The organism is Enterobacter cloacae complex sp. 6730903, assembly GCF_048283985.1.
Taxonomy (GTDB): Bacteria; Pseudomonadota; Gammaproteobacteria; order Enterobacterales; family Enterobacteriaceae; genus Enterobacter; species Enterobacter hormaechei_C.
Genome location: NZ_JBLVXX010000016.1, coordinates 66,925 through 91,679 on the forward strand (window position 1 = coordinate 66,925; position 24,755 = coordinate 91,679).

Consider the following 24,755-nt stretch of genomic DNA (forward strand, 5'->3'; position numbering starts at 1 on the left):
TTAAAGCAGGAGGACTTATGACCCTGTCTTTTACTGCTCACTGGCACGATGAATTACCCGGCTTTTACACCGCGCTTAAGCCAACGCCTTTACAAAACGCGCGTCTTATCTGGCATAACGATGCCTTAGCGGATTCGCTTGGCATCCCTGCGACACTTTTTCAGCCAGAAAAAGGCGCCGGCGTCTGGGGCGGCGAAACGCTGCTCCCGGGCATGAAGCCGCTGGCTCAGGTCTACAGCGGACATCAGTTTGGCGTCTGGGCGGGACAGCTCGGCGATGGTCGCGGCATCCTGCTGGGTGAACAGGTTCTGCCGAATGGCGAAACGCTCGACTGGCACCTGAAAGGGGCAGGGCTAACCCCGTACTCACGCATGGGGGATGGCCGCGCGGTGCTGCGTTCAACCATCCGTGAAGCTCTGGCTTCCGAGGCGATGCATGCCCTGGGGATCCCCACCTCACGCGCGCTGTCCATTGTCACCAGCGACACGCCGGTGGCCCGCGAAACGATGGAGCAGGGGGCGTTGCTGGTCCGCGTGGCGGAAAGCCATCTGCGTTTCGGTCATTTTGAACACTTCTACTATCGCCGCGAGCCGGATAAAGTCCGCCAGCTTGCCGATTACGCCCTTCGCCGTCACTGGCCGCACCTGCAAAACGAACCAGACCGCTATGTTCTCTGGTTCCGGGATATTGTCGCCCGCACTGCCGCAATGATTGCCCGCTGGCAGGCCGTCGGCTTTGCCCACGGGGTGATGAATACCGACAACATGTCCCTGTTAGGGCTGACGTTTGACTACGGTCCGTACGGCTTCCTTGATGACTATCAGCCGGGTTACATCTGTAATCATTCGGACTATCAGGGGCGTTACCGTTTCGATAACCAGCCTGCGGTGGGGCTGTGGAACCTTCAGCGGCTTGCGCAAAGCCTGTCGCCGTTTATCGACGTCGATGCCCTGAACGATGCGCTGGACAGCTATCAGGAGGTCCTGCTGCGGGAATACGGTGTGTTAATGCGCAACAAGCTGGGGCTGATGACCCAGGAAAAAGGCGATAACGCGCTGCTGAATGGGCTGTTTGCAATCATGGCGCGGGAAGGCAGCGACTATACCCGAACCTTCCGTATGCTGAGCCAGACCGCGCAGCAGAGCGCCGCGTCACCGCTGCGCGACGAGTTCATCGATCGTCAGGCGTTTGATGACTGGTTTGCCGTTTACCGGACGCGTTTACAGCAGGAACAGATTGATGACGATACCCGCCAGACGCGGATGAAGGCGGTTAACCCGGCGATGGTGTTGCGCAACTGGCTGGCGCAGCGGGCTATTGAGCAGGCAGAGCAGGGGGACTATACCGAGCTGCATCGGCTGCATATCGCCCTGCGCACGCCGTTTGCCGACCGGGAGGATGACTATGTCAGCCGCCCGCCAGACTGGGGCAAGCGGCTGGAAGTGAGCTGCTCAAGCTAAGGGGCGAGAAAAACCTGCGGCGCGGCGTGCGCCGGATGTCTGCCGACGTGCACCTGCGCACCGTACCAGTGTGCCAGCGCGTCGGCCTGCAATACCGTCTCCGGTATGCCCTGAGAAACAATCCTGCCGTTGTGTAACAGCAGGATCCGGTCCGACCATAATGCGGCAAGATTGAGATCGTGCAGCACCACACAGGCGTGAAGATGGCCCTGACGGGTCAGCGATTTCAACAGGCGCAGCAGATGCTGCTGGTGGTAGAGATCCAGCGCGGAAGTGGGTTCGTCGAGAAACAGCCAGCCACGCGGCGTTCCGTCACGCCACAGCTGCGCCAGCGCGCGGGCGAGCTGAACGCGCTGCTGCTCGCCCCCCGAGAGGGCATGCCAGCGCCTGCCGGCCAGCGGCAGGCAACCGGTCAGCTGCAACACCTCACGCACAATCGACGGTTCCGGGTGACGCGTCCAGGGCGCACGCCCCATTCCAACGATCTCCTCCACCTGCCAGTCAAATCCAGGCTGAGACTGCTGACGCATCACCGCCCGATAGCGGGACAGCGTCTGCGGATGCCATTCACTTAGCGCTTTTCCCGCCAGCGAACAGCCGCCGCTGTCGGGTTTCAGGTAGCCGGTCAGCAGCCGCAGCAGCGTGGATTTCCCCGCGCCGTTGGGGCCGATCAATGTAACCAGCTCTCCCTGCGACAGTGACAGCGAAACGTTATCTGTCAGCGTGCGGCCAGACCGGGTAAAAGTAAGATTTTCAGCCGTATAACGTTCAGCCATGCTGTTCTCCACGACGAAAAATGAGCCATAAGAACCAGGGAGCGCCAAGGATACTGGTGAGCAGGCCGACCGGCATTTCTGCCGGAGCGACCAGGGTGCGCGCGACCGTATCCGCCACCAGCAGCAGTAAAGCGCCCGCGAGTACCGTGCCGGGGAGGGTTGCCCGGTGATCGGCGCCCAGCCACATGCGCATCAGGTGCGGCACCACGAGTCCGACAAAACCAATCACGCCGCTGACGGCGACAGCCGCCGCGACCAGCAGGGCGCTACATAACAGTAATATTCGCTGTACAAGGGCAACGTCCACGCCAAGGTAATGCGCTTCCTCCTCACCCAATTGCAGTAAATTTAACGCGCTGGCACAGCGCCAGATCGCCAGAACGGCAGGCACCATCAGCGAGGTCACGGCGAGTAGCGTTGACCACTGCGCCTGACCGAGACTTCCCATTCCCCAGAGTGAAAGCTGACGCAGCTGGGCGTCATTGCTGACCCACGAAAGCACACCCACTGCCGCACCGCACAGGGCATTGATGGCGATACCCACCAGCAACAGACGTGACAGAGAGGGGTCACGCTGCCTGCTGAGCAGGAAGATCACGCCAGTGGCTGCCAGCGCCCCAAGAAATGCCGCCAGCATAGGGGCGTAAAGCATCACCAGCGCGGGCAGCGAGAGCGGGAGCACCACCCACAGGGCGACGGCCAGCGCCGCACCGCTGCTGATCCCGAGCAGGCCCGGGTCGGCCAGCGGATTGCGGAACAGCCCCTGCATGACGCAGCCGGCGAGCGCCAATGACCCGCCAATCACCAGCGCCAGCAGTACGCGGGGCAGACGGATGGTAAGCCAGATCTGGCGTAGCGTCTCATCGCTGCCGCTCCACAGCACGTTCACCGGCAGGCGTAACGCCCCAAAACCGGTGGCCATGAACGTCATGACGGTAAGCAACCCCGCCAGAAGCCATAACGATAACGTGATGCGCCGGGACATCAGGGCAGTTGCTCCGCTCTGGCACGCAGCTGTTGTATGGCTTTCGGCGTGCGGACGCTGAAGCCCAGCAGGGCCATATCATCAATAGCCAGCATCTGCTTGCTTCGTCCCGCTGGCGTTTGCGCCAGACCGGGCAGTTTCCACAGATTTTCTTCGCCGCCCAGCGCGTTAAGGCCGTCCTGCGAAATCACCACCAGATCCGGCTGGCTGGCCATAATCCCCTCCTGCGAAAGCGGCTGATAGCGGGTAAAGCCCTGCATGGCGTTCTGCAACCCGGCGGCGCGTATTGCCGCATCCGCGCCGGTCTGTTGCCCGGCCGCCATTGCGGTCATTCCGCCGTGGCTGAGGATAAACAGCACCCGCTTGTTGAGCGGTGTTGAGGGCAGTGCCGCCACCGCCTGACGCAGCGAGCTGCGCAGGGTTTCCCCTTGCGCCTCATGATGCGTCGCCTGAGCTATCACCCGCACTTTTTCGTCAATCGCGCGCAGGTCAGGCGTGCCGGGAACGGTAACCACCCGGACGTGGCTCTGTTCAACCTGCTTCAGCGCCAGAGAGGGTTGCGCCTGGTCGCTTGCCAGCACCAGCGTCGGGCGTACGGACAAAATCCCCTCCGCATTCAGCTGGCGAAGATACCCCACGTCAGGCAGCGCGTTTGTCGCCTGCGGCCACTGGCTGGTACTGTCGCGCGCAACCAGAGAAGACTCCGCGCCGAGGGCGTAGACGATCTCCGTCACGTCACCGCCGAGGGCGACAATTCTCTCCGGCGCGGCGACGGCGACCAGCGGCAGGGCGCAGAGCAGGGCGAACCAGTTTTTCATGCGGCCAGCCCTTCTGGCGTCAGGGCGTCAATCTGGCGGCGCCACTGGCTCTGCTCAGGCTCGCCTTCGGTACGCTGGCCGTAGAGCTGGGCGATCTGAGTGCCATCCGCAGCAAACAGCTCCAGGCTGGTAACGTGTCCGTCCGCCGTAGGCTTGCGCGTTACCCACGTCTCGGCGATAGTCTCCTCCAGCAGATGCAGGGTAAAGATTGGGTTGAAGATGTTCAGCCAGCCTTTCATGGGCGTCAGATTTTCCACCACACCGGTGAAAATCTGCACGCAGCCGCGGTTGCCGACGAAGATCATGATTTCGTTTCCGTCCTGTCGCGCCGTCTCCAGCAGCTGTGCCAGCGCGCTGTTATCCACCTGACAGGCCAGATCGTCACTCACCAGACGAAACGCCTGCTGGCGGCTCAGGTTATGGCGCTTCAGTAAGCTAAAGAACTGATGCACGTCGGTCATGGCGCGCCACTCTTTCTCCACCGAGCCTGCATCAGCACCGTCGGAATGCGCAGGGGCATCGACAGCCTTTAGCGCCAGAGTGGGGTTATCGGCAATGATAAAACGGGTCAGCACGTCGCCCCAGGCGGCAACGTCGGTGTGATCCGTGGTGTAGACCTTCAGTAAAGCGTCGCCCTGATGATCGAAGAACTGTATGCTCTGACGTTCGCCGCGGGAGGTCGTTTCACTTATGTGAAACGCGCTCGCCCACTGGTTGAGGAACAAACGCAGATCCAGCGCGCGCGGATTCAGCACCAGCCCGGCGTGGCCGCCGAGGTGCTGGTGAGTAAATGCCCCGACCTGTTCGTGAACGGCGTATTCGTTACGGCAGATGCATTTGGTTTCCCCCACCGATTCCAACGCTGCCAGAATCTCACGGATTTCACCGCGCAGCCGCCAGGCGTCGTGTCCAACGCGCGCAAATGCCAGCTCTGCTTCGCTGATGTGCATTAATCCGGCGATATCACGGGCGTACTTACCCGGATGTTCTTCTTTAAGCTCAAGCCAGCGTGTGTAGTGACCCATAATCTTATCCTTCTGAATCGTTGCCCCGAAGGGAATTACCATTGATAACTGACGAAGATCTTGCCGTTGCGGCCATCCTGCGGGATGCCTTGTGGTGACCAGTAGGCTTTGTCGAAGGCGTTCCCCAGCACGAGGGTGGTGGTGATGCCTTTGAACTGCTGCTGACCTCTATAGCTGACGTAGAAATCATTCACTGCGTAGCCAGGCTGCTCGCTGTAGCTGCTGCTGATGTGCGTTGAGCGTTCGACGAAGGTGCCGATCCAGCCCACGGAGAAGCCGCTTTGCGCCACCGGGATATCCAGCTTGCTGGTGACGGTGTCCGGGTTGATGCTGGAGATGTACTCGCCCGTGTCGGTATCTTTCCCGCGCGTGCGGTTGTAGGCCACGTCGAGGTTGAACAGGCTGGTCGCGTAGGTTGCCATCATGTCCCAGCCCCAGATTTTGGCATTGGGTACGTTATAGGACATGGTGGTGGCCGCCGCAAAATCGACGGCGGTGGAGATGTAATCTTTCGCTTTGGTGTCGAAGTAGCTGGCTTTGAACTCCAGCGCGTCGTTGGCGAGCAGCAGATCGTCAAAACGTAGCCCAAAACCGAACTCCTGGGTTTCGTTAGTTTCCGGACGCAGGTTCGGGTTCGGCACCCAGTAGTTGGTGTAGACGCTGCCGATAGAGAAGTGCTTCGAGTCGTTATACATCTCGCCCATCGTTGGCGCGCGGAAGGCCTGGGCGTAAGAGCCGAACAGCATCAGCCAGTCGGCTGGATTCACGGTTAACCCGGCGCGTGATGACCACTTATCCGCATCCACGTCGTCGTAACCGTCGCTGCTGCCGCGGTAGTTGTCGTAACGCGTCCCGCCGAGAAGCGTTACCGGCAGGTCGCGCAGGGTGATCTCATCCTGCAACCAGCCGGAGCTGAAGTCGATCTTTGCGTCCGGGAAGCCGGTAGTCGCGCCGCCAGGGTGTTGCTCCTGACGATAGTATTCACCGCCGTAGGTCAGCAGGTGCGAGGCGAAGGAGTCGCTGAACAGGCGGGTGCGGTTTTCCACTTTGCCGCCTTTGGTGGTCTGCTTACGGAACTCGCCGCTGGCGTCGATGTTCTGGGCGTTGATCCGCGCTTCGGACCAGTAAATTTTTGCATCGGCGTTCAGCCAGTCGTTTCCGGCTGGCGCAATGCGGTAGCCAAGCTGGGCATCGCGCTGAATGGTGGAACGATCGGTCATCGGGTTACTGCTGCTGGCATCCGTGGTCTGCGGATTTTTCGGCTCCTGCGCGTCGTTGTTGTAGTAGCGCAGGGAGCCGCTCAGCGTCTGCGCCGGATCGATTTTCCAGCTGCCTTTCGCCAGCATATTGTTGATGGATTCGTCGTTTGGCGCCCTCGCGCCGTCACTCTGGCGAATGTCGCCGCGATCGCGGCTGGACCAGGAGACCAGACCGTCCAGGGTATCGGTGCGGCCATAGGCGCTGGCACCCATCCCGATGCTGTGATCGCCCGTCGCGCCGGTAGCAAATACGCGATAGCCGCTGTTTTTACCTGCATCCAGCAGATCGCTGGCGTCGACGGTGTCATACGAAATTACGCCGCCCAGCGCGCCGCTGCCGTACAGCAAGGCGGAAGGGCCGCGCACCAATTCGATACGTTTGATCAGCGCCGGATCGAGGAACGTACTGTTCAAGTGTCCGGTATCGGTGCCCTGGCGCACGCCATCCACCAGCACCAGCACGCCACGGCGATCATAACCCCGGAGGTTAACGTCCTGACCGTTGGTGCGCCCGGTGCCGTCCAGCGTCAGACCGGGCACCTTGCGCAGCAGGTCGGCGGCGGAGCCGGCGGTCTGGTTTTCCGGGGCGGTGGCGTCAACCACGCTCACCATCATGGGGGCTTCAAAGGCGCTGCGGGCATTGCCGGTGGCGGTGACGGTGATCTCGTCTGCGGCGGCAAACGTAACGCCCGGCAGGATGCTGACAATCGCCAGCGCCAGAAGAGACGGGCGTAAAGACGCGGATTGCAGGTGTGGCATAGCAACTCTCCATAAGAATTGAAAAGCGCTGGCTGCCTGGGGATCACCTGGGTGGCTGGCGAATGTGTTGTCTGGTTTATTTAGTCAGGATCAGTTTTCCGGCATTGGTCTGGCGCAGCAGGTAGTGCTGGCCGTCATGCTCGATAATAACCCGTCCCTCCTCACCTAACAGAGTTTTGCTGTCGATTCGGCGATCGGTGGGAGCAGGGGACGGCGCTGTGTGTGTTTTTGTTGGCGTTGCCGCGCTGTTATCGGTCGTTGACATAATGTTTATAAATAACAATCAATGTAACAATGATAATCATTATCAATAAACTGCAAATTCACGGCAAGCGTTTTTGTGAAAAAAGGGTGAGAGGATCAAATTTGTGGTAGAGGTGCGGTTTGATGCCCTCACCCCGACCCTCTCCCACGGGGAGAGGGATAAGGGCACGTACCGTAGGCCGGGTAAGCGCAGCGTCACCCGGCAGGATTTTAAAAGCGCGTGTCCACGGCTGAAGCCAGCATCTCCAGCAGCCGTTCGCTGTCTTCCCAGCTCAGGCACGGGTCGGTGATTGACTGGCCGTAGACCATTTGCTGTCCGGCGACGATCTTCTGCGTGCCTTCTTTGATAAAGCTCTCCGCCATAATTCCTGCAATGGCGGTCGAGCCGCTGCGGATCTGCTGGCAAACTTCCTCGCAGACGTCCAGCTGGCGGCGGTGCTGTTTCTGACAGTTGCCGTGGCTGAAATCCACCACCAGATGCTCCGGCAGGTCAAATTCCGCCAGCGTTTCACAGGCGGCGGCAATATCTTCTGCATGGTAATTTGGTTTTTTACCGCCACGCATAATGATATGTCCGAACGGGTTGCCGCTGGTCTGGTAGATGGTCATCTGGCCGTTTTTATCCGGGGAGAGGAACATATGGCTGGCGCGTGACGCGCGGATGGCATCTACCGCAATTCGGGTATTGCCGTCCGTTCCGTTTTTGAAGCCCACCGGACAGGAGAGCGCCGACGCCATTTCACGGTGGATCTGGCTTTCGGTGGTACGCGCGCCAATCGCGCCCCAGCTTATGAGGTCGGCAATAAACTGTCCGGTCACCATATCCAGAAATTCGGTGGCAGTCGGCACGCCCAGCTCGTTAACCTGTAACAGTAGCTTGCGCGCCAGCGCAATACCGTGATTTACCCGGTAGCTACCGTTCAGATCGGGATCGGAAATCAATCCTTTCCAGCCTACGACGGTACGCGGTTTTTCAAAGTAGGTACGCATCACGATCTCCAGGCGATCCTGATACGTGCCGCGCAGCGTCTGAAGGCGTTGTGCATAATCCATTGCCGCGTCCAGGTCGTGGATGGAGCAGGGGCCAATCACCACCAGAAGACGTTTGTCTTCACCATTGAGAATTTTTTCGATGCGGCGACGGGAGGCCGTCACATGGTCCGCCACCTCGGCGGATACGGGATGCAGCCGGGCCAGTTCAGCCGGTGTGACCAGGCTATCAATGCGCGCGGTGCGCAGTTCGTCGGTTTTGTTCATGGAATGTCTCAGAAATTTTTTGCTTCATCGGCAGACTACCGGGAAGTGATGGGCATCACCTTAAACCAATCCCTGCTGATTTCAAGTTCGGGGCACGTCGCCCCGAGGATGGCATGATAATAACTGAAACTGGATTAATGTACTAGCATATTAGTACATGCGGCGATTCAGCCCCATGATATCGAGGATCTTGGTGGCAATTTCTTCTACTGAATAGTTGGTACTGTTCAGCCAGGGAATTTGATTTTTCCGGTATAGCGCTTCGACTTCGGAGACTTCCATTCGGCACTGGCGCATCGAGGCGTAGCGGCTGTTCTCGCGACGTTCTTCGCGGATCGCCGCCAGGCGTTCCGGGTTGATGGTCAGCCCAAACAGCTTATGCTGGAGCGGCTTGAGCGCGGCGGGAAGCACCAGGTTATCCATATCATCGGCAATAAAGGGGTAGTTGGCGGCACGAATGCCAAACTGCATCGCCAGGTAAAGGCTGGTGGGGGTTTTACCGCAGCGCGACACGCCGAGCAAAATCACCTGCGCCTGGTCGAGATTGCGCAGGGAGATCCCGTCGTCGTGCGCCAGGGTGTAGTCAATGGCGGCAATACGCGCATCGTATTTGGTCAGGTTGCCGGGGTTCAACCCGTGGGTACGGTGGGCGATCGGCGTCGGGTCGAGCTTCAGCTCGCTTTGCAAGGGGGCAACCAGCGCCTGCACGATGTCCTGACAGAAGCCCTCGCTTTGCAGAATGATGTTGCGGATCTCAGGGATCACAATGGAATAGAACACCAGCGGACGAACGCCGGTCTGCTGGTAAATAGCGTCGATCTGGTCCTTAACCGCTTTGGCCCGGCTCTCATTTTCCACGAACGGCAGCGTGATGCTGTTTATCGATACCGGAAACTGCGACATCACCGCGTGTCCCAGCACCTCGGCGGTAATCGCCGTCCCATCAGAAATATAAAAAACGTGGCGATCGACAGCATTATCCATTTTATCCACCCTGAATAGCGTACCTAATTGTCTGAAAGCATAAATTAAAAAAGTTAATTTCACAGCAAAGAACTTATCTGAATTTTAAATGAAATGGTGTTTTTGATTTTCCTGAAAAGTGGATTTCATTTTTCGAATAGCGGCTTTATTTCTATGGTTTTTGCCGGAATCTATAGGAATCATCGGGTTAGCGAGTGCCGGGAAACTGTCCGAAAAGTTGAAAATTTAAATTGCTTACACGATTCACCGTTTTTTTAGCGGAAATAAATATGCCAGTATAAATACGTAGTCAGGTGTTTCTTACTCCGATCAAATATCACAAAAGGATTGTTTCGATGTCCAACAATGGCTCGTCACCGCTGGTGCTTTGGTATAACCAACTCGGCATGAATGATGTAGACAGAGTTGGGGGCAAAAATGCCTCCCTGGGTGAAATGATTACAAATCTGTCCGGTATGGGTGTCTCCGTACCAAACGGGTTTGCCACGACCGCCGATGCGTTTAACCTGTTTTTAGACCAGAGCGGTGTAAACCAGCGCATTTACGACCTGCTGGATAAAACGGATATTGATAATGTCACCGAGCTTGCCAAAGCCGGGGCGCAGATCCGCCAGTGGATTATCGACACACCTTTCCAGCCGGAACTGGAAAAAGCCATTCACGACGCGTACAACCAGCTCTCCGCTGACGATGCGCAGGCCTCCTTTGCCGTGCGCTCTTCCGCCACCGCGGAAGATATGCCGGATGCTTCTTTCGCCGGGCAGCAGGAAACCTTCCTCAACGTCCAGGGTTACGAGGCGGTGCTGGTGGCGGTGAAGCATGTGTTTGCTTCCCTGTTCAACGACCGCGCCATCTCCTATCGCGTCCATCAGGGCTATGACCACCGTGGCGTGGCGCTCTCCGCAGGCGTACAGCGCATGGTGCGTTCCGACGTGGGCTCTTCCGGCGTGATGTTCTCTATCGACACTGAATCCGGCTTCGACCAGGTGGTGTTTATCACCTCCGCGTGGGGTCTGGGCGAGATGGTGGTGCAGGGGGCGGTAAACCCTGACGAATTCTACGTGCACAAGCCTACGCTGGCGGCTAACCGTCCGGCAGTGGTACGTCGCACCATGGGCTCGAAAAAAATCCGCATGATCTATGCTCCGACGCAAGAGCATGGCAAGCAGGTCACCATTGAAGATGTACCGCAGGAGCAGCGGGATCGCTTCTCGCTGACCGACGCCGAAGTGGAAGAGCTGGCGAAGCAGGCGGTGCAGATTGAAAAACACTATGGCCGTCCAATGGACATCGAGTGGGCGAAAGACGGACACACCGGCAAGCTGTTTATCGTGCAGGCACGTCCGGAAACCGTCCGTTCACGCGGTCAGGTCATGGAGCGCTACACGCTGCACGCGCAGGGCAAAATTGTCGCGGAAGGCCGCGCAATTGGTCACCGCATCGGTGCCGGTCCGGTGAAAGTGATCCACGACATCAGCGAGATGAACCGCATTCAGCCTGGCGACGTGCTGGTGACCGACATGACCGACCCGGACTGGGAACCGATCATGAAAAAAGCGGCCGCCATCGTCACCAACCGCGGCGGCCGTACCTGTCACGCGGCTATCATCGCCCGTGAGCTGGGGATACCGGCGGTGGTCGGCTGCGGTGACGCGACCGAACGCATGAAGGACGACCAGAAGGTGACGGTCTCCTGTGCCGAAGGCGACACCGGCTACGTGTATGCCGATATCCTCGACTTCAGCGTGAAAAGCTCCAGCGTGGATACCATGCCGGACCTGCCGCTGAAGATCATGATGAACGTCGGTAACCCGGACCGCGCGTTTGACTTCGCCTGCCTGCCGAACGAAGGCGTGGGCCTGGCGCGTCTGGAATTTATTATTAACCGTATGATCGGGGTGCACCCGCGTGCGCTGCTGGAGTTCGACGACCAGGACGCAAAACTGCAAAACGAAATCCGCGAGATGATGAAGGGTTACGACTCGCCGAGAGAGTTCTATGTGGGTCGTCTGACGGAAGGGATCGCCACGCTCGGCGCGGCCTTCTACCCGAAACGCGTGATCGTGCGTCTGTCGGACTTTAAGTCCAACGAATACGCCAACCTGGTGGGCGGCGAACGCTACGAGCCGGAAGAAGAGAACCCGATGCTGGGCTTCCGCGGCGCCGGACGCTACGTGTCGGAAAGCTTCCGCGACTGCTTCGCGCTGGAGTGCGAGGCGGTAAAACGCGTGCGCAATGACATGGGGCTGACCAACGTGGAAATCATGATCCCGTTCGTCCGTACCGTGGATCAGGCGAAAGCGGTGGTGGATGAGCTGGCGCGTCAGGGGCTGAAGCGCGGCGAGAACGGGCTGAAGATCATCATGATGTGTGAAATTCCGTCCAACGCCCTGCTGGCCGAGCAGTTCCTGGAGCACTTCGACGGCTTCTCCATTGGCTCGAATGACATGACGCAGCTGGCGCTCGGCCTGGACCGCGACTCCGGCGTTGTCTCTGAGCTGTTCGATGAGCGTAACGAGGCGGTGAAAGCGCTGCTCTCCATGGCCATCCGCGCGGCGAAGAAACAGGGTAAATATGTCGGGATTTGCGGGCAGGGTCCTTCTGACCATGAAGACTTTGCGGCCTGGCTGATGGACGAGGGGATTGATAGCCTCTCCCTGAACCCGGACACCGTGGTGCAGACCTGGCTGAGCCTGGCAGAGCTGAACAAGTAAAACCTGCACAACCTGAAAAAGGCGAGGATATCTGTCCTCGCCTTTTTTATTTTCCTGCGAATATGCTCACCATCACAAATAAAGCAAAAAACCAAATATCATAATTTATCTGTTAATTTAGACAATTGTTAGCGGGCAGGGCGTTGCTAATACTTGAGCCTTACCGCGTACATCCGTCGGGATGATGCGCGACTGGTTGAAATACGTTTTAACCTGATAAAAAGGCAAATAACAATGACAATCTCCTCTGTATTACGTACCAAAGATAAAATAGGTTATGGCCTCGGCGATATGGCCAGCGCGCTGGTCTGGCAAACGGCAACGTTATTTCTCGCTTATTTCTATACGGACGTATTCGGTTTGCCGGCGGCCATTATGGGCACCATGTTTTTAGTGGTGCGCGTGGTCGATGCGTTTGTCGACCCGTGCATTGGCGCGCTGGTGGACCGCACTCAGACTCGCCACGGTCGTTTTCGTCCCTGGCTGCTCTGGTTTGCCATTCCGTTTGGCGTGAGCTGCCTGATTACCTTCTACGTACCGGATGCCGGGGCGACGGCAAAAATTGTCTATGCCTGCGTAACCTATGCCATCCTGAGCCTGATCTACTCCGCGATTAACGTCCCTTACTGCGCCATGCCCGGCGCGCTGACGCTCGACCCGCGCGAACGCCACTCGCTGCAATCCTGGCGCTTTGGCCTGTCGTTTATCGGCGGATTGATTGTAACGGTCATCGCGCTGCCACTGGTCTCATTATTAGGCCAGGGGAATGTGCAAAAAGGCTATTTCTATGCCATGAGCCTGATGGGGCTGCTGGGTATTGTTTTATTCTTCTGCTGCTTCTTTATGACCCGGGAGCGTTACTCGCCGCGCAATGACACCTCCGGCTCGATGCTGACGGATTTAAAACTGCTGGCCGCCAATAGCCAGTGGCGAATTGTTTTTCTGTTTAATATTTTACTGTTAACCGCCGTCGTGACGCGTGGCTCTGCGACCATGTATTACGTCAACTATGTTCTGTTACGTCCGGAACTGGTTTTTGCCTTTATTGTTTCCGGCATGGTGGCCTCCTTAAGCGGCGCATTATTATCTGAACGCCTGCTGGGGAAATTTGACCGGGTGCGTGCCTATCAGTGGACCATTATTTCTTTCGTTATTTTTGGCGCGCTGATTTTCTTCATTCCGCCTTCGCAGGTGTGGCTGATATTCGGTCTGAATATTGTGTTTAGCTTTATTCAGAACCTGACCACGCCGCTGCAATGGACGATGTTCTCCGATGTGGTGGACTACGAAGAACACCGTAGCGGCCGCCGCCTGGACGGGCTGGTCTTTTCTACCGCCCTGTTTGCCATCAAATTTGGGCTGGCGCTGGGTGGGGCGGTGGTCGGTTGGGTGCTTGGCATGGTGGATTACGCTCCCGGTCAGGCAAACCAGGCGCCTCACGTTCTTGCAACCATCAATGCCCTGTTCACCCTGATCCCCTGCGCGCTGTTCCTCTGCATGGTGGCGCTCCTTGCCATCTACAAACTTAACAGCCGGCTGGTGGACAGCATCGCCCGCGAGCTGGCCAGCAAACGCGATAGTCGAAACGATGCGGGGCAGCTCAGCCCGGCAACCCAATCCGCACTACAGGAGTAAACCATGACTGCGATCTACAAGGACGCGGGACGTCCCGTACACGAGCGTGTCGCTGATTTACTGGCGCGTATGACGCCGGAAGAGAAATTTGCCCAGATGCACGCGTACTGGCTGATCCTCGAAGAACACGGCAACCACCGCGAGCGCAGCGATCTGAGCGATGAATTCGCTGGCGTAAGCGAACAGGCGTCCCTCGGCGAAAGGCTGAAGCTCGGCGTCGGGCAGATCACCCGCCCGCTCGGCACGCACATTGTTGATGCAAAAACCGGCGTGCGTGCCGCCAACCGGCTGCAACGCATGATGATGGAGGAGACCCGGCTCGGCATTCCGGCGCTGTTTCATGAGGAGTGTCTGGTGGGGCTGCTGTGCAAAGATGCAACCCTGTTCCCGTCGTCGCTGAACTACGGTTCCACCTGGGACCCGGCGCTGGTGCAGCGCGCGGCGGAGCAGATTGGCAAAGAGGCCCGATCCGTCGGGTGCCAGCAGGGGCTGGCCCCGGTGCTGGATGTCTCGCGCGATGTGCGCTGGGGACGGACGGAAGAGACCTTTGGGGAAGATCCGTGGCTGGTAGGGGTAATGGCGACGGCCTACGTGAAGGGGTTGCAGGGCGATAAGCGCGATCTGCTGGCGACCCTGAAACATTACGTCGGCCACTCCTTCAGCGAAGGGGCGCGCAACCATGCGCCGGTCCATCTCGGTTTCAGCGAGCTTAACGATACCTTCCTGCTGCCGTTTGAGATGGCGGTGAAGCTGGCCAACGCCGGTTCGGTGATGCCAGCCTATCACGACATTGATAATCAGCCAGGACACAGCGACCATTTCCTGCTCACCACTGTGCTGCGTGAACAGTGGGGCTTCGACGGCATTATCGTGGCGGATTACGGCGGCGTCAGCCTGCTGCACCAGCACCACGGGATTTCTCACGATCCAGCGGAATCGGCGGCGCTGGCGTTTAATGCCGGGCTGGACGTGGAATTGCCGAAGGATGACTGCGCGCGTCATCTGGCGGAAGCGGTAGAGCGTGGGCTTATCTCAATGGCGAAAGTGGATGAGATTGTGGCGCGCGTGCTAAGTGAAAAATTCCGTCTCGGGCTGTTTGAAAAACCGTACGCCGACGAAGACGGTATCGATTTGCAGAATGAGGCGACCCGGCAGGTGGCGCGCGAGGTGGCAACAAAATCGATCACGCTGCTGGAAAATAACGGCATTTTGCCCCTCGGCGGAAAACCCCGTGTAGCGGTAGTGGGGCCGACGGCGGACGATCCGCTGGCGCTGCTGAGCGGCTACAGCTTCCCGGTTCATCTGATCATCAGCGATATGGTTGAAGAGACCTCGCAGGTGACTACCCCGCGCGCGGCGCTGGAACAGTACCTTGGCGCTTCACAGATACGTTACGCCAAAGGATGCCACATTATCGAAAAACGGATGGCGGGCGCGCCGGTGTTCCCGGGCGACAGCGGCGGTAAACTGATGCAGCAATCGCCGGTTTCACAACGCACGGATCTGATCCCCGACGCCGTGAGCGCGGCAAAAGAGAGTGACGTGGTGGTGGCCTGCGTGGGCGACCTCGCCGGGCTGTTCCAGAGCGGCACCGTGGGGGAAGGTTCGGATACCGATTCGCTGGATCTGCCAGGCGTGCAGCAACAGCTGCTGGAGGCGCTGGTGGCAACCGGTAAGCCGGTGATTGTCGTCATGACGGGTGGGCGGCCTTATAACCTTCAGGGGCTGGAAGAGAAGGTGGCCGCGCTGATGATGGCCTGGGCGCCGGGGCAGGAAGGGGGCTGGGCGATTGCCGATGTCTTAACCGGCCGCGCGGAGCCGCAGGGCAGGCTGGTAGTGAGCGTGCCGAAAAACGCCGGGGCGATGCCGTACTACTATAACCACAAGCTGAAAAGCGGCGGCACGCCGTTTGCGTTCCATTTCGGCGCACTTTACCCGTTCGGTTACGGTCTCGGCTGGACGCAGTTTCGCTGGGGCGCGGCCCGCCTGGCTGAAAGCCGCGTCCCGATCGACGGAGAGGTGGCGTTAAGCGTCGATATCACCAACACCGGCGAGCGCAGCGGCAGCGAAGTGGTGCAGGTGTACGTACGCGATAAGGTCGCCACGCAGGTGCGTCCGCTTCAGGAGCTGAAAGCGTTCCAGCGCGTGACGCTTTCACCGGGAGAAACCGCCACGCTGACCTTTACCCTGCCGGTGGAGATGTTTAATTTCACCCGCCGGGACGGGAAGCGGATTATCGAGCCAGGGGAATTTGAGCTACAGGTTGGCGCGTCCTCGGCGGATATTCGCGCGGTGGTGAACGTGCGGGTAACCGGGGAGACGCGGGTGCTGGCGGGGGAATGGCGGATGCTCAGCAGCTGTGACATTACACGGGCGTAAAAAGGATAAAAAAAAGCCCATCGTGGGAGATGGGCAAAGACTACACACAGCAATTCGTTGTTTCACTCAGGGGATTTCCATGCTTATAAATCAAGGTGTTGATTTATAACCGTGTCTTAATAGTAGGCATGCCAGGATTTTGAGTCGATCGGATTCGTCTCAATAGTTAAAGGGAGGTAAAGATTTCTTGAAGAGAATGACGGTTTTAGGCAGGAAAAGGCGGGTCTGACCAGTGCGCAGAGAATAAATAGTTTAGCAACGTTTAAGTATTGCTGTGGAGAGTGTAGGCCGGGTAAGCGTTAGCGCCACCCGGCATCCGTTCTTACTGCGCGTTCTTATCTTCCAGCTCTTCAAGTTCGCTTAAGATGACATCCGGATCGGTTCCCGGCGCTGGCACTTCATGCACCCAGGCGGAGAAGAGTCGCCAGGTCACCGCAAGCAGCACCGGACCGATGAACAGGCCAATCATGCCGAAGGCAATTAACCCTCCAATTACCCCGGACAGGATCAGAATCAGCGGCAGGTCAGCGCCCATGCGGATGAGGAGGGGACGGATCACGTTATCCATGGTGCCCACCACGCAACTCCAGACCAGCAGCACCGTGCCCCAGGTCGTATCCCCCGTCCAGTAAAGCCAGATAATGCAGGGAACCAGCACCAGCAGCGGACCGAGCTGCGCCAGACAGGTCATCAGCATGACGACGGTGAAAATGGTGGCATACGGTACGCCGGAAATCGCCAGCCCGATTCCGCCAAGCACCGCCTGCACCAGCGCCGTGACCACCACGCCGAGCGCCACCGCGCGGACGGCCTGGGCTGCCAGCAGCACGGCCGCATCGCCGCGTTTACCTGCCAGTCGGGTGGCGAAATGTCGTACCCCCAGCGCAACCTGCTCGCCGCGCCAGTACAGCAGGGCGCTGAAGACCAGCATCAACGTACAGTGCATCATGAAGCGACCAATGTGCGCAGCCTGCCCCACAAACCAGGTGGTGGTTGTGCCGATGTACGGGCGCACTTTAGCCATCAGGGCGCTACCGCCCATCTCCAGCAGGCTGTGCCAGCCGCTGTACAGTTTTGCGCCTACAACAGGAATGCTGTTCAGCCACGCGAGATCCGGCAGCGTCATATCACCGCTGGTGACCGCGCGAATAACCGGGCCGCTACTGTCAACCAGGCTGTTAACCAGCAGAGCAATGGGAATAATAAACAGCAGGAACAACAGCAGCGTCATCACCAGCACGGCCAGGCCGCGGCGACCAAACAGCAGTTTCTGCAAACGCAAGAGTAAAGGCCAGGTGGCGACGACGACGGTCGCGGCCCAGGCAAATCCGAGCACGAAAGGACGAACGATCCACAGACACGCAATAATCATAATGGCTAAGAACAGCACCGACAGCAGTATCTGCGCGACATCCCTGGGCTGACGAAGATTGACCATAAACGAAACTTTCCTTAAATGAACACCAGCAAGGCTGATGGGAATATAAACCGCATCTCTCTAATCATTAGTGATTTCAGCGATTTTTGACAGGCGGATTTTGCCCGTAATTCTACGAAGCACATAAGAAAAAAATGTGATAAAACTTTCCAGACACAACGCAAACGATTTCACACTATTCTCATTAGGGTCGACAGCAATGATCCCACAGATTTCTCAGGCACCGGGCGTCGTTCAGCTGGTGCTTAATTTTTTGCAGGCACTGGAGCAACAGGGTTTTACAGGTGATACCGCCACCGATTATGCCGACAGGCTGACGATGGCGACCGATAACAGTATTTACCAGCTTCTTCCCGATGCCGTCGTTTTCCCGCGCTCTACCGCCGATGTGGCGCTCATCGCCCGCCTGGCGTCGCAGGAGCGTTTCAGCTCCCTGGTATTTACCCCGCGCGGCGGCGGGACGGGCACCAACGGGCAGGCGCTGAACCAGGGCATTATCATTGATATGTCCCGCTATATGAACCGCATCATTGAGATCAACCCGGAAGAGGGGTGGGTGCGTGTGGAAGCGGGGGTGATCAAAGATCAGCTGAATCAGTTTTTGAAACCTTACGGCTATTTTTTTGCGCCGGAGCTTTCCACCAGTAATCGCGCGACCATTGGCGGGATGATTAACACCGATGCCTCGGGGCAGGGCTCGCTGGTCTACGGCAAAACCTCCGATCACGTTATGGGTGTGCGGGCGGTGCTGCTGGGGGGCGATATCCTCGATACCCAACCGATGCCGGTCGAGCTGGCCGAAACGCTGGCAAAAGAGAGCACCACCAGCGGACGGATTTATCGCACCGTGCTGGAGCGCTGCCGCGAAAATCGCGAACTGATCCTCAACAAATTCCCGAAGCTCAACCGCTTCCTGACGGGCTACGATCTGCGCCATGTCTTTAATGACGATCTGAGCCAGTTCGATCTTACCCGCGTACTGACCGGGTCAGAAGGGACGCTGGCCTTCATCACCGAGGCGCGTCTGGATATCACCCGGTTGCCAAAGGTGCGCCGTCTGGTGAACGTCAAATACAACTCCTTTGACTCCGCGCTGCGTAATGCACCGTTTATGGTGGAGGCGCGGGCGCTGTCGGTGGAAACCGTCGATTCAAAAGTTCTGAACCTGGCCCGGGAAGATATCGTCTGGCATTCGGTGAGCGAACTGATTACCGACGTGCCGGATAAAGAGATGCTCGGCCTGAACATCGTCGAGTTCGCCGGGGATGACGCAGAGCTGATTGAGAGCCAGGTAAGCACGCTCTGCCAGCGTCTGGACGAGCTGATTGCCCAGGGGGAAGGCGGCGTCATTGGCTGGCAGCTGTGTAACGATCTCTCCGGCATCGAGCGAATCTACGCGATGCGTAAAAAGGCGGTGGGGCTGCTCGGCAACGCGAAAGGGGCGGCGAAGCCGATTCCGTTTGCGGAAGATACCTGCGTGCCGCCGGAACATCTGGCGGATTATATCGTGGAGTTTCGCGCGCTGCTCGACAGCCATGGTCTGAGCTATGGCATGTTCGGGCACGTGGACGCGGGTGTGCTGCACGTGCGCCCGGCGCTGGACATGTGCGATCCGCAGCAGGAGATCCTGATGAAGGCGATCTCCGACGAGGTCGTGGCCCTCACGACCAAATACGGCGGTTTGTTATGGGGCGAGCACGGCAAAGGATTCCGCGCCGAGTACAGCCCGGCGTTTTTTGGCGAACAACTTTACGCCGAGCTGCGTAAGGTGAAAGCCGCGTTTGATCCTGATAACCGCCTTAACCCGGGAAAAATCTGCCCGCCGGAGGGCGTTGATGCGCCGATGTTGCAGGTGGACGCCGTCAAGCGCGGCACCTATGACCGACAAATTCCGATTGCGGTACGCGCTTCCTGGCGTGGCGCGATGGAGTGCAACGGCAACGGGCTGTGCTTCAACTTCGATGTGAAAAGCCCGATGTGTCCGTCGATGAAAATCACCAGCAACCGTATTCATTCCCCGAAAGGGCGTGCCACGCTGGTGCGCGAATGGCTGCGCCTGCTGGCCGATCGCGGCGTTGACCCGCTCAAGCTGGAACAGGAGCTGCCGGAAAAACGCGCCAGCCTGCGCGGGCTTATCGAACGCACCCGCAACAGCTGGCATGCGAACAAAGGCGAATACGATTTCTCGCATGAGGTAAAAGAGGCGATGTCCGGCTGCCTGGCGTGCAAGGCGTGTTCAACCCAGTGCCCGATTAAAATTGACGTACCGGAATTCCGTTCCCGCTTCCTCCAGCTGTACCACACGCGCTATCTGCGCCCGATGCGCGATCATCTGGTGGCGACGGTGGAGAGTTACGCGCCGCTGATGGCCCGTGCGCCAAAAACCTTTAACTTCTTTATCAACCAGCCGCTGGTGCGCAAACTGTCTGAAAAACATATCGGCATGGTGGATCTGCCGCTGCTGTCGGTGCCATCGCTCCAGCGTCGGCTGGTGGGGCATCGCTCGGCGAACATGACTCTGGAACAACTGGAAGCATTAAGCCCTGAGCAGAAAGCGAAGGTGGTGCTGGTGGTGCAGGATCCGTTTACCAGCTATTACGATGCGCAGGTGGTGGCCGATTTTGTCCGACTGGCCGAGAAAATCGGCTACCAGCCGGTGGTGCTGCCGTTCTCGCCGAACGGCAAGGCGCAGCACATTAAAGGCTTCCTCACCCGCTTTGCGAAAACCGCGCAGAAAACTTCAGATTTCCTGAATCGCGTGGCGCAGCTCGGCATACCGATGGTGGGCGTCGATCCGGCGCTGGTGCTCTGTTACCGGGATGAATATAAGCAGACACTCGGCGATAAGCGCGGTGAGTTTCAGGTCTTACTGGTGCACGAGTGGTTGCCTGCGGTGCTGACGCAAACGCCTTCTCAGGAGGTCAGCGGAGAAGCCTGGTATCTGTTTGGGCACTGCACCGAAGTGACGGCGCTGCCGACGGCGCCTGCCCAGTGGGCTTCTATCTTTGCCCGGTTTGGCGCGAAGCTGGAAAGCGTCAATGTGGGCTGCTGCGGCATGGCCGGAACCTACGGCCATGAAGTCAAAAACCACGCTCATTCGCTCGGCATTTATGAGCTGTCGTGGCATCAGGCGATGCAGCGCCTGCCACGCAACCGCTGCCTGGCGACGGGCTACTCCTGTCGCAGCCAGGTGAAACGGGTGGAAGGTAACGGCGTCCGCCATCCATTGCAGGCTTTACTGGAGATTATAGGATGATCTGGAAACGTGCGGTCACGCTGGAGGCCTTAAATGCCATGGGCGCGGAGAACATGGTCGGTTTGCTGGATATCCAGTTCACGCGCATTGGCGACAACGAACTGGAAGCGACGATGCCGGTAGACAGACGTACTCATCAACCGTTTGGCCTGCTGCACGGCGGCGCGTCCGTCGTGCTGGCCGAAACGCTGGGGTCGGTGGCGGGCTACCTGTGTACGGAAGGAGAGCAGAAGGTGGTGGGGCTGGAGGTCAATGCCAACCACATCCGCTCCGTTCGCAGCGGGCGCGTGCGCGGCGTCTGCCGGGCGCTGCATGCCGGAAGCCGTCATCAGGTGTGGCAGATTGATATCCTGGACGAGCAGGATCGCCTGTGTTGTTCATCCAGGCTGACGACGGCCGTTGTGTAAAGTTTCCGGATGTCTTGCTTTTGGTCAAAAATTAGCCGCTCGATTGTGATATACTGGTCACGTTTTGAACATAAGCGAGGACATCATGGATACTGAAATAACCCCAACACAGCTGGCAATTGAATATTTACGTCGCGATAAAAGCAATCTGTCTCCCGCCCAGTACCTGAAAAAGCTGAAACAGCTTGAGCTGGAATTTACGGATTTGCTGGCGCTCTCTTCAAACGAACTGAAAGAAGAGATCTACTTTGCCTGGCGGTTGGGCGTTCACGTCCATTAAGCAGTGAAGAAAAGGCCGCAAGCGCGGCCTTTTTTGTGTCTGACAGTCAGTATCTGGCAGGCAGTTTGTTAATTTTAATCAGCCGGCCTTCTTCCATTTCGATGAACCCGCCCGTTTTCAGATCAGCCAGAATACGCATTACGCCGCTGCGGGAAAGCTGGGTTTTATCCCTGATATACCTTTCCGCCGTCACGCTGCGTCGGTAGCTGTCATCTTCCTGCATCAGCAGCACGAGCTGCTGGCGAATCATCTCGTACGCGGTTGGCGCGCCTTTCGGCATGACGTTGTGATAAAGGCGGTTATAGATAAACATCAGATGATTAGAAAGCAGCCCCCAGAGCGCCTTCTCTTTGATAATTTCAGCCACCCGATCGGTCGTGAGCACACCAATCAGGCAAGGCGTTACCGTTCGAAGGTAGTCGGTAAAATAGATGTCCGTCAGGTTAGCGAGACCAAACAGGGCGGGACTGCGCGCCGTCGAAAGCATCATGTCGTCGCTTCTTCTGTATATGGCGACCGTGCCGTCAAGAATTAAATAACACATGCTCTGCCCGTTAACCTGGAGATCAAGTTGCTCGCCGGGATCGGTTCTATGCGTGGCGCAGTGCGGCTGTAAATGAGAAATCAGTTCCTGAGCATAGGGAGAGCCGCGATGCGATGGTTTATCAGAAGACATAGCGTTAACCTGGAAAAAGACTGTACTCTCTATAGTGTCGCTCTTCTTTTCCACCTTCTCCAGAGATAAATACAGCCTCAATACTTACGGGGTAAGTGATGGATCTCCACTAGCACGCCACGCTCCATGGTGATGTATTTTCCCGTCCGCAACTCCGCGAGGATCCGCATAATGCCGCTGCGTGAAAGATAGGTGCGGCTTTTGATATAGGCTGCGGCGGTAATGTTTTGTCTTATGGCTTCCGGCTCCTGCATCAACTCGACCAGCTGAAAGCGAATAATGTCATAAGCCGACATTTGCGATATCTGGGCGCAATGTTCGTAGACGCGCGATGCGGTATAGATCAGCAGGTTTGAGAAGTGCTCCCATAAATTCTGTTGTGCGACAATACGATTAAAACACGCCAGCGAAACGCTGGCCACCTCTGAGGTTTCCAGCGCTCTGACGTACAGGTGTTCAGAAGAAAACTGGCTGCTCACGCCGAGTATAAATGGCGCGGATTCAGAATTCAGGACGATACCGTCCCCGCGACGGTGCAACGCCACGCTGCCATGTAACAGTAAAAAGCACTGACGACTATCGCCGGAGTAATAATGGATAATTTCCCCTCTGGCAATAATGCCTCTCTCCGCATGCGGCAAAACATTATCGATTATTTTTTCAATGTGCTTAAAAGGCTTAGCGCCGAGCACCGTTGACTTATCAATTTCTGACACAGGCGCGAATCGGGTATTCATTTGAGACCTCACTGACTGACGCGATCATTTTTTGATCGGCATAAAGAATTATCTTAAAAAACAGCAGGTCAGGGAATGTTTGCAGCGAGTCTAATTATAGACTTATCTGTTTTTAGGTGTTAATTAATTGAAATTGCGAACTTTTTTATTCAGGTCTAAAAGTAGACTGCGGCCATTATTCTTAAGGTATTTCCGAGTGAATATGTTTTGTATTTGTTAAAAGGGGGTCTACAGCTAGACCTCAAAATTGATTGTATGCCGAAAAAGAGTTGTATAAATTTTGACTCGTCGGAAGGGGTTTTATTTCTGCAACTGAATGTCGGTAATAAATAGAGTAATACGGGATATAAAATTATGAATAAAAAATTGATGATGGCAATGGTAGCAGCAGGTTCTGTACTCACCATGACCAATGCATTCGCAGCGGCCGGTACCGTTAATTTTAACGGAAATATTCTGGATTCTGCCTGCGACGTTGATGTGGCATCCCAGAATCAGGTGGTGGTATTGGGCGATTATTATAAAACGGAATTCCCGACAACCGGGGCGAGAACGGCTGCGACGCAGTTCAATATTATTTTGAAAAACTGTCCGGTAACGGTCACCAATGCAAAAGTCCGTTTTGACGGCACACCGGATTTAACCAACGCCAGCCTGCTGGCGATTGATACGTCCGTGGCGGGGGCGGCCACCGGGGTGGCGATTAACCTGATGACGGCAGATAAAGCCGATCTGCCGCTGCACGGCAGCAACAGCTATATCTACCCGCTCAGCAGTACGGCTGATAATACGCTGAACTTCTACGCGCAGTATATCTCCACCGCGGCATCCGTTACCGCGGGCCCGGCTAACTCGGTCGCAAACTTCTCTGTGGTGTACAACTAAGTCAATGGCAGTAATTAGCGGGGGGCCGCCCGGCCCCTTGTTTTATGAGGTAAAAAAATGCGTTTTATCACGACAACGGGCCTGGCTATGGCGCTGTTACCGCTGACGTTAACATCCGCCAGTGCAGGCGTAATTATTGGCGGCACCCGTGTTATTTTTGATGGGGCTAAAAAAGAGGCGTCAATAAATGTTTCGAATCCTGATAGCGTTCCTTATTTAATCCAGTCGTGGATAGATGTTCAGGATGAACAATCGGGTAAAGCGCCTTTTATTATTACTCCTCCGCTGTATCGGCTGGACGGTGGGCAAAAAAACCTTGAGCGTATAGTCATAACAGGCTCGCTATCTCAGGGGCAGGAGAGTTTATTCTGGCTGAACATCAAAGCGATTCCGTCAGCCTCAAAGCAGATGAACTCGCTGCAAATTGCCGTCAAAACGCGCATCAAATTAATTTACCGGCCAGAGACGCTTCGTGCGTCTACCCCTGAGGAGCAGGCCAATAAATTAACCTGGCGTCGTGCGGGAAATACCCTTCAGGTTAATAACCCTACGCCGTACGTTATCAATTTCAATGAAATTACGTTGGGTAATAAGAAACTTGACGATGTCACGTACGTGATGCCTTCAGGCTCAGCCCGTTTTCCGTTACCGAATGGAAGCACTGGCAATACGCTGACGTTTAAAGTCATTAACGATTATGGCAGCCCTGGCGAATTACACAGGGCCAGTTTGTGATCCTTCTGCGTTAATCAGGTGCTCGT

At 57.1% G+C, this 24,755-nt stretch carries 20 protein-coding genes and 1 other RNA gene; 9 read left to right on the forward strand and 12 right to left on the reverse strand.

Annotated elements, in window-relative coordinates:
* Positions 1–17 precede the first annotated feature (17 nt).
* On the forward strand, positions 18–1,460 hold the full coding sequence (gene selO / locus ACNQ0W_RS11045; protein ID WP_062932560.1) for a protein adenylyltransferase SelO: 1,443 nt from the start codon (positions 18–20) through the stop codon (positions 1,458–1,460).
* Here the strand turns inward: selO and ACNQ0W_RS11050 are convergent.
* From ACNQ0W_RS11050 to ppsR, 8 genes are all read right to left on the reverse strand, one after another.
* Positions 1,457–2,236: a heme ABC transporter ATP-binding protein gene (locus ACNQ0W_RS11050; RefSeq protein ID WP_062932561.1), complete on the reverse strand. Its 780-nt coding sequence runs from the start codon at positions 2,234–2,236 to the stop codon at positions 1,457–1,459. The two genes, selO and ACNQ0W_RS11050, sit on opposite strands and share 4 nt — an antisense overlap.
* The gene (locus ACNQ0W_RS11055) at positions 2,229–3,221 is read right to left on the reverse strand and encodes a FecCD family ABC transporter permease (RefSeq protein WP_062932562.1); all 993 of its coding nucleotides are present in this window, start codon (positions 3,219–3,221) and stop codon (positions 2,229–2,231) included. Before ACNQ0W_RS11055 ends, ACNQ0W_RS11050 begins: the two co-directional genes overlap by 8 nt.
* Positions 3,221–4,039 (reverse strand): heme/hemin ABC transporter substrate-binding protein, encoded by an 819-nt coding sequence (locus tag ACNQ0W_RS11060; RefSeq protein ID WP_062932563.1) that lies wholly within the window; start codon positions 4,037–4,039, stop codon positions 3,221–3,223. Before ACNQ0W_RS11060 ends, ACNQ0W_RS11055 begins: the two co-directional genes overlap by 1 nt.
* Positions 4,036–5,064 (reverse strand): hematinate-forming heme oxygenase ChuS, encoded by a 1,029-nt coding sequence (gene chuS / locus ACNQ0W_RS11065; protein ID WP_062932716.1) that lies wholly within the window; start codon positions 5,062–5,064, stop codon positions 4,036–4,038. Before chuS ends, ACNQ0W_RS11060 begins: the two co-directional genes overlap by 4 nt.
* A 35-nt stretch (positions 5,065–5,099) precedes the next feature.
* Positions 5,100–7,082, reverse strand: coding sequence for a TonB-dependent hemoglobin/transferrin/lactoferrin family receptor (locus ACNQ0W_RS11070; protein ID WP_062932564.1), 1,983 nt, complete (start codon positions 7,080–7,082; stop codon positions 5,100–5,102).
* A gap of 76 nt (positions 7,083–7,158) precedes the next feature.
* A complete protein-coding gene (hemP, locus tag ACNQ0W_RS11075; RefSeq protein WP_062932565.1) occupies positions 7,159–7,347 on the reverse strand; it encodes a hemin uptake protein HemP in 189 nt (62 codons plus the stop codon).
* 209 nt (positions 7,348–7,556) lie between these two features.
* Complete coding sequence (gene aroH, locus ACNQ0W_RS11080) at positions 7,557–8,603, reverse strand: 3-deoxy-7-phosphoheptulonate synthase AroH (protein WP_045336613.1); 1,047 nt, start codon at positions 8,601–8,603, stop codon at positions 7,557–7,559.
* Between the two features lie 150 nt (positions 8,604–8,753).
* A complete protein-coding gene (gene ppsR / locus ACNQ0W_RS11085) occupies positions 8,754–9,587 on the reverse strand; it encodes a posphoenolpyruvate synthetase regulatory kinase/phosphorylase PpsR (protein ID WP_017384644.1) in 834 nt (277 codons plus the stop codon).
* A 335-nt stretch (positions 9,588–9,922) separates the two neighbouring features.
* On the opposite strand from ppsR, the gene ppsA reads away from it, so the two are divergent.
* The 3 genes from ppsA to ACNQ0W_RS11100 all read left to right on the forward strand — a co-directional run bounded on the left by ppsA (position 9,923) and on the right by ACNQ0W_RS11100 (position 16,315).
* On the forward strand, positions 9,923–12,301 hold the full coding sequence (gene ppsA / locus ACNQ0W_RS11090; RefSeq protein ID WP_062932566.1) for a phosphoenolpyruvate synthase: 2,379 nt from the start codon (positions 9,923–9,925) through the stop codon (positions 12,299–12,301).
* Between the two features lie 234 nt (positions 12,302–12,535).
* A complete protein-coding gene (locus ACNQ0W_RS11095; RefSeq protein ID WP_017384642.1) occupies positions 12,536–13,936 on the forward strand; it encodes an MFS transporter in 1,401 nt (466 codons plus the stop codon).
* 3 nt (positions 13,937–13,939) lie between these two features.
* Complete coding sequence (locus ACNQ0W_RS11100) at positions 13,940–16,315, forward strand: glycoside hydrolase family 3 N-terminal domain-containing protein (protein WP_062932567.1); 2,376 nt, start codon at positions 13,940–13,942, stop codon at positions 16,313–16,315.
* A 5-nt stretch (positions 16,316–16,320) separates the two neighbouring features.
* Here ACNQ0W_RS11100 and rprA read toward each other — a convergent pair.
* Both rprA and ydiK read right to left on the reverse strand, forming a co-directional pair.
* Positions 16,321–16,428: antisense sRNA RprA (rprA, locus tag ACNQ0W_RS11105), an RNA gene on the reverse strand.
* A 209-nt stretch (positions 16,429–16,637) separates the two neighbouring features.
* Positions 16,638–17,753 carry an AI-2E family transporter YdiK gene (gene ydiK / locus ACNQ0W_RS11110; protein WP_045911644.1) on the reverse strand — a complete coding sequence of 372 codons (1,116 nt, stop codon included), beginning with the start codon at positions 17,751–17,753 and terminating at the stop codon, positions 16,638–16,640.
* Between the two features lie 199 nt (positions 17,754–17,952).
* On the opposite strand from ydiK, the gene ACNQ0W_RS11115 reads away from it, so the two are divergent.
* From ACNQ0W_RS11115 to ACNQ0W_RS11125, 3 genes are all read left to right on the forward strand, one after another.
* Positions 17,953–21,009 carry an FAD-binding and (Fe-S)-binding domain-containing protein gene (locus ACNQ0W_RS11115; RefSeq protein WP_062932568.1) on the forward strand — a complete coding sequence of 1,019 codons (3,057 nt, stop codon included), beginning with the start codon at positions 17,953–17,955 and terminating at the stop codon, positions 21,007–21,009.
* A complete protein-coding gene (menI, locus tag ACNQ0W_RS11120) occupies positions 21,006–21,416 on the forward strand; it encodes a 1,4-dihydroxy-2-naphthoyl-CoA hydrolase (protein ID WP_062932569.1) in 411 nt (136 codons plus the stop codon). Before ACNQ0W_RS11115 ends, menI begins: the two co-directional genes overlap by 4 nt.
* Before the next feature lie 85 nt (positions 21,417–21,501).
* Positions 21,502–21,696, forward strand: coding sequence for a YdiH family protein (locus ACNQ0W_RS11125; protein WP_003857766.1), 195 nt, complete (start codon positions 21,502–21,504; stop codon positions 21,694–21,696).
* Between the two features lie 46 nt (positions 21,697–21,742).
* On the opposite strand, the gene ACNQ0W_RS11130 is transcribed toward ACNQ0W_RS11125, so the two are convergent.
* Positions 21,743–22,372 (reverse strand): helix-turn-helix domain-containing protein, encoded by a 630-nt coding sequence (locus tag ACNQ0W_RS11130; protein WP_062932570.1) that lies wholly within the window; start codon positions 22,370–22,372, stop codon positions 21,743–21,745.
* Positions 22,373–22,449: 77 nt separating this feature from the next.
* Complete coding sequence (locus tag ACNQ0W_RS11135; RefSeq protein WP_062932571.1) at positions 22,450–23,109, reverse strand: winged helix-turn-helix transcriptional regulator; 660 nt, start codon at positions 23,107–23,109, stop codon at positions 22,450–22,452.
* Positions 23,110–23,463: 354 nt separating this feature from the next.
* On the opposite strand from ACNQ0W_RS11135, the gene ACNQ0W_RS11140 reads away from it, so the two are divergent.
* Together ACNQ0W_RS11140 and ACNQ0W_RS11145 are read left to right on the forward strand one after the other, a co-directional pair.
* The gene (locus tag ACNQ0W_RS11140) at positions 23,464–23,994 is read left to right on the forward strand and encodes a fimbrial protein (protein ID WP_045347448.1); all 531 of its coding nucleotides are present in this window, start codon (positions 23,464–23,466) and stop codon (positions 23,992–23,994) included.
* A gap of 57 nt (positions 23,995–24,051) precedes the next feature.
* A complete protein-coding gene (locus ACNQ0W_RS11145) occupies positions 24,052–24,729 on the forward strand; it encodes a molecular chaperone (protein WP_062932572.1) in 678 nt (225 codons plus the stop codon).
* Positions 24,730–24,755 lie beyond the last annotated feature (26 nt).

Coding starts and splice junctions, on each gene's coding strand:
- hemP (WP_062932565.1), bottom strand. CDS start 7,347: ATGTCAACGACCGATAACAGCGCGGCAACGCCAACAAAAACACACACA.
- ppsR (WP_017384644.1), bottom strand. CDS start 9,587: ATGGATAATGCTGTCGATCGCCACGTTTTTTATATTTCTGATGGGACG.
- ACNQ0W_RS11125 (WP_003857766.1), top strand. CDS start 21,502: ATGGATACTGAAATAACCCCAACACAGCTGGCAATTGAATATTTACGT.
- chuS (WP_062932716.1), bottom strand. CDS start 5,064: ATGGGTCACTACACACGCTGGCTTGAGCTTAAAGAAGAACATCCGGGT.
- ACNQ0W_RS11070 (WP_062932564.1), bottom strand. CDS start 7,082: ATGCCACACCTGCAATCCGCGTCTTTACGCCCGTCTCTTCTGGCGCTG.
- aroH (WP_045336613.1), bottom strand. CDS start 8,603: ATGAACAAAACCGACGAACTGCGCACCGCGCGCATTGATAGCCTGGTC.
- ACNQ0W_RS11130 (WP_062932570.1), bottom strand. CDS start 22,372: ATGTCTTCTGATAAACCATCGCATCGCGGCTCTCCCTATGCTCAGGAA.
- ACNQ0W_RS11140 (WP_045347448.1), top strand. CDS start 23,464: ATGAATAAAAAATTGATGATGGCAATGGTAGCAGCAGGTTCTGTACTC.
- menI (WP_062932569.1), top strand. CDS start 21,006: ATGATCTGGAAACGTGCGGTCACGCTGGAGGCCTTAAATGCCATGGGC.
- ACNQ0W_RS11100 (WP_062932567.1), top strand. CDS start 13,940: ATGACTGCGATCTACAAGGACGCGGGACGTCCCGTACACGAGCGTGTC.
- ACNQ0W_RS11145 (WP_062932572.1), top strand. CDS start 24,052: ATGCGTTTTATCACGACAACGGGCCTGGCTATGGCGCTGTTACCGCTG.
- ACNQ0W_RS11135 (WP_062932571.1), bottom strand. CDS start 23,109: ATGAATACCCGATTCGCGCCTGTGTCAGAAATTGATAAGTCAACGGTG.
- selO (WP_062932560.1), top strand. CDS start 18: ATGACCCTGTCTTTTACTGCTCACTGGCACGATGAATTACCCGGCTTT.
- ACNQ0W_RS11050 (WP_062932561.1), bottom strand. CDS start 2,236: ATGGCTGAACGTTATACGGCTGAAAATCTTACTTTTACCCGGTCTGGC.
- ACNQ0W_RS11060 (WP_062932563.1), bottom strand. CDS start 4,039: ATGAAAAACTGGTTCGCCCTGCTCTGCGCCCTGCCGCTGGTCGCCGTC.
- ACNQ0W_RS11055 (WP_062932562.1), bottom strand. CDS start 3,221: ATGTCCCGGCGCATCACGTTATCGTTATGGCTTCTGGCGGGGTTGCTT.
- ACNQ0W_RS11115 (WP_062932568.1), top strand. CDS start 17,953: ATGATCCCACAGATTTCTCAGGCACCGGGCGTCGTTCAGCTGGTGCTT.
- ydiK (WP_045911644.1), bottom strand. CDS start 17,753: ATGGTCAATCTTCGTCAGCCCAGGGATGTCGCGCAGATACTGCTGTCG.
- ACNQ0W_RS11095 (WP_017384642.1), top strand. CDS start 12,536: ATGACAATCTCCTCTGTATTACGTACCAAAGATAAAATAGGTTATGGC.
- ppsA (WP_062932566.1), top strand. CDS start 9,923: ATGTCCAACAATGGCTCGTCACCGCTGGTGCTTTGGTATAACCAACTC.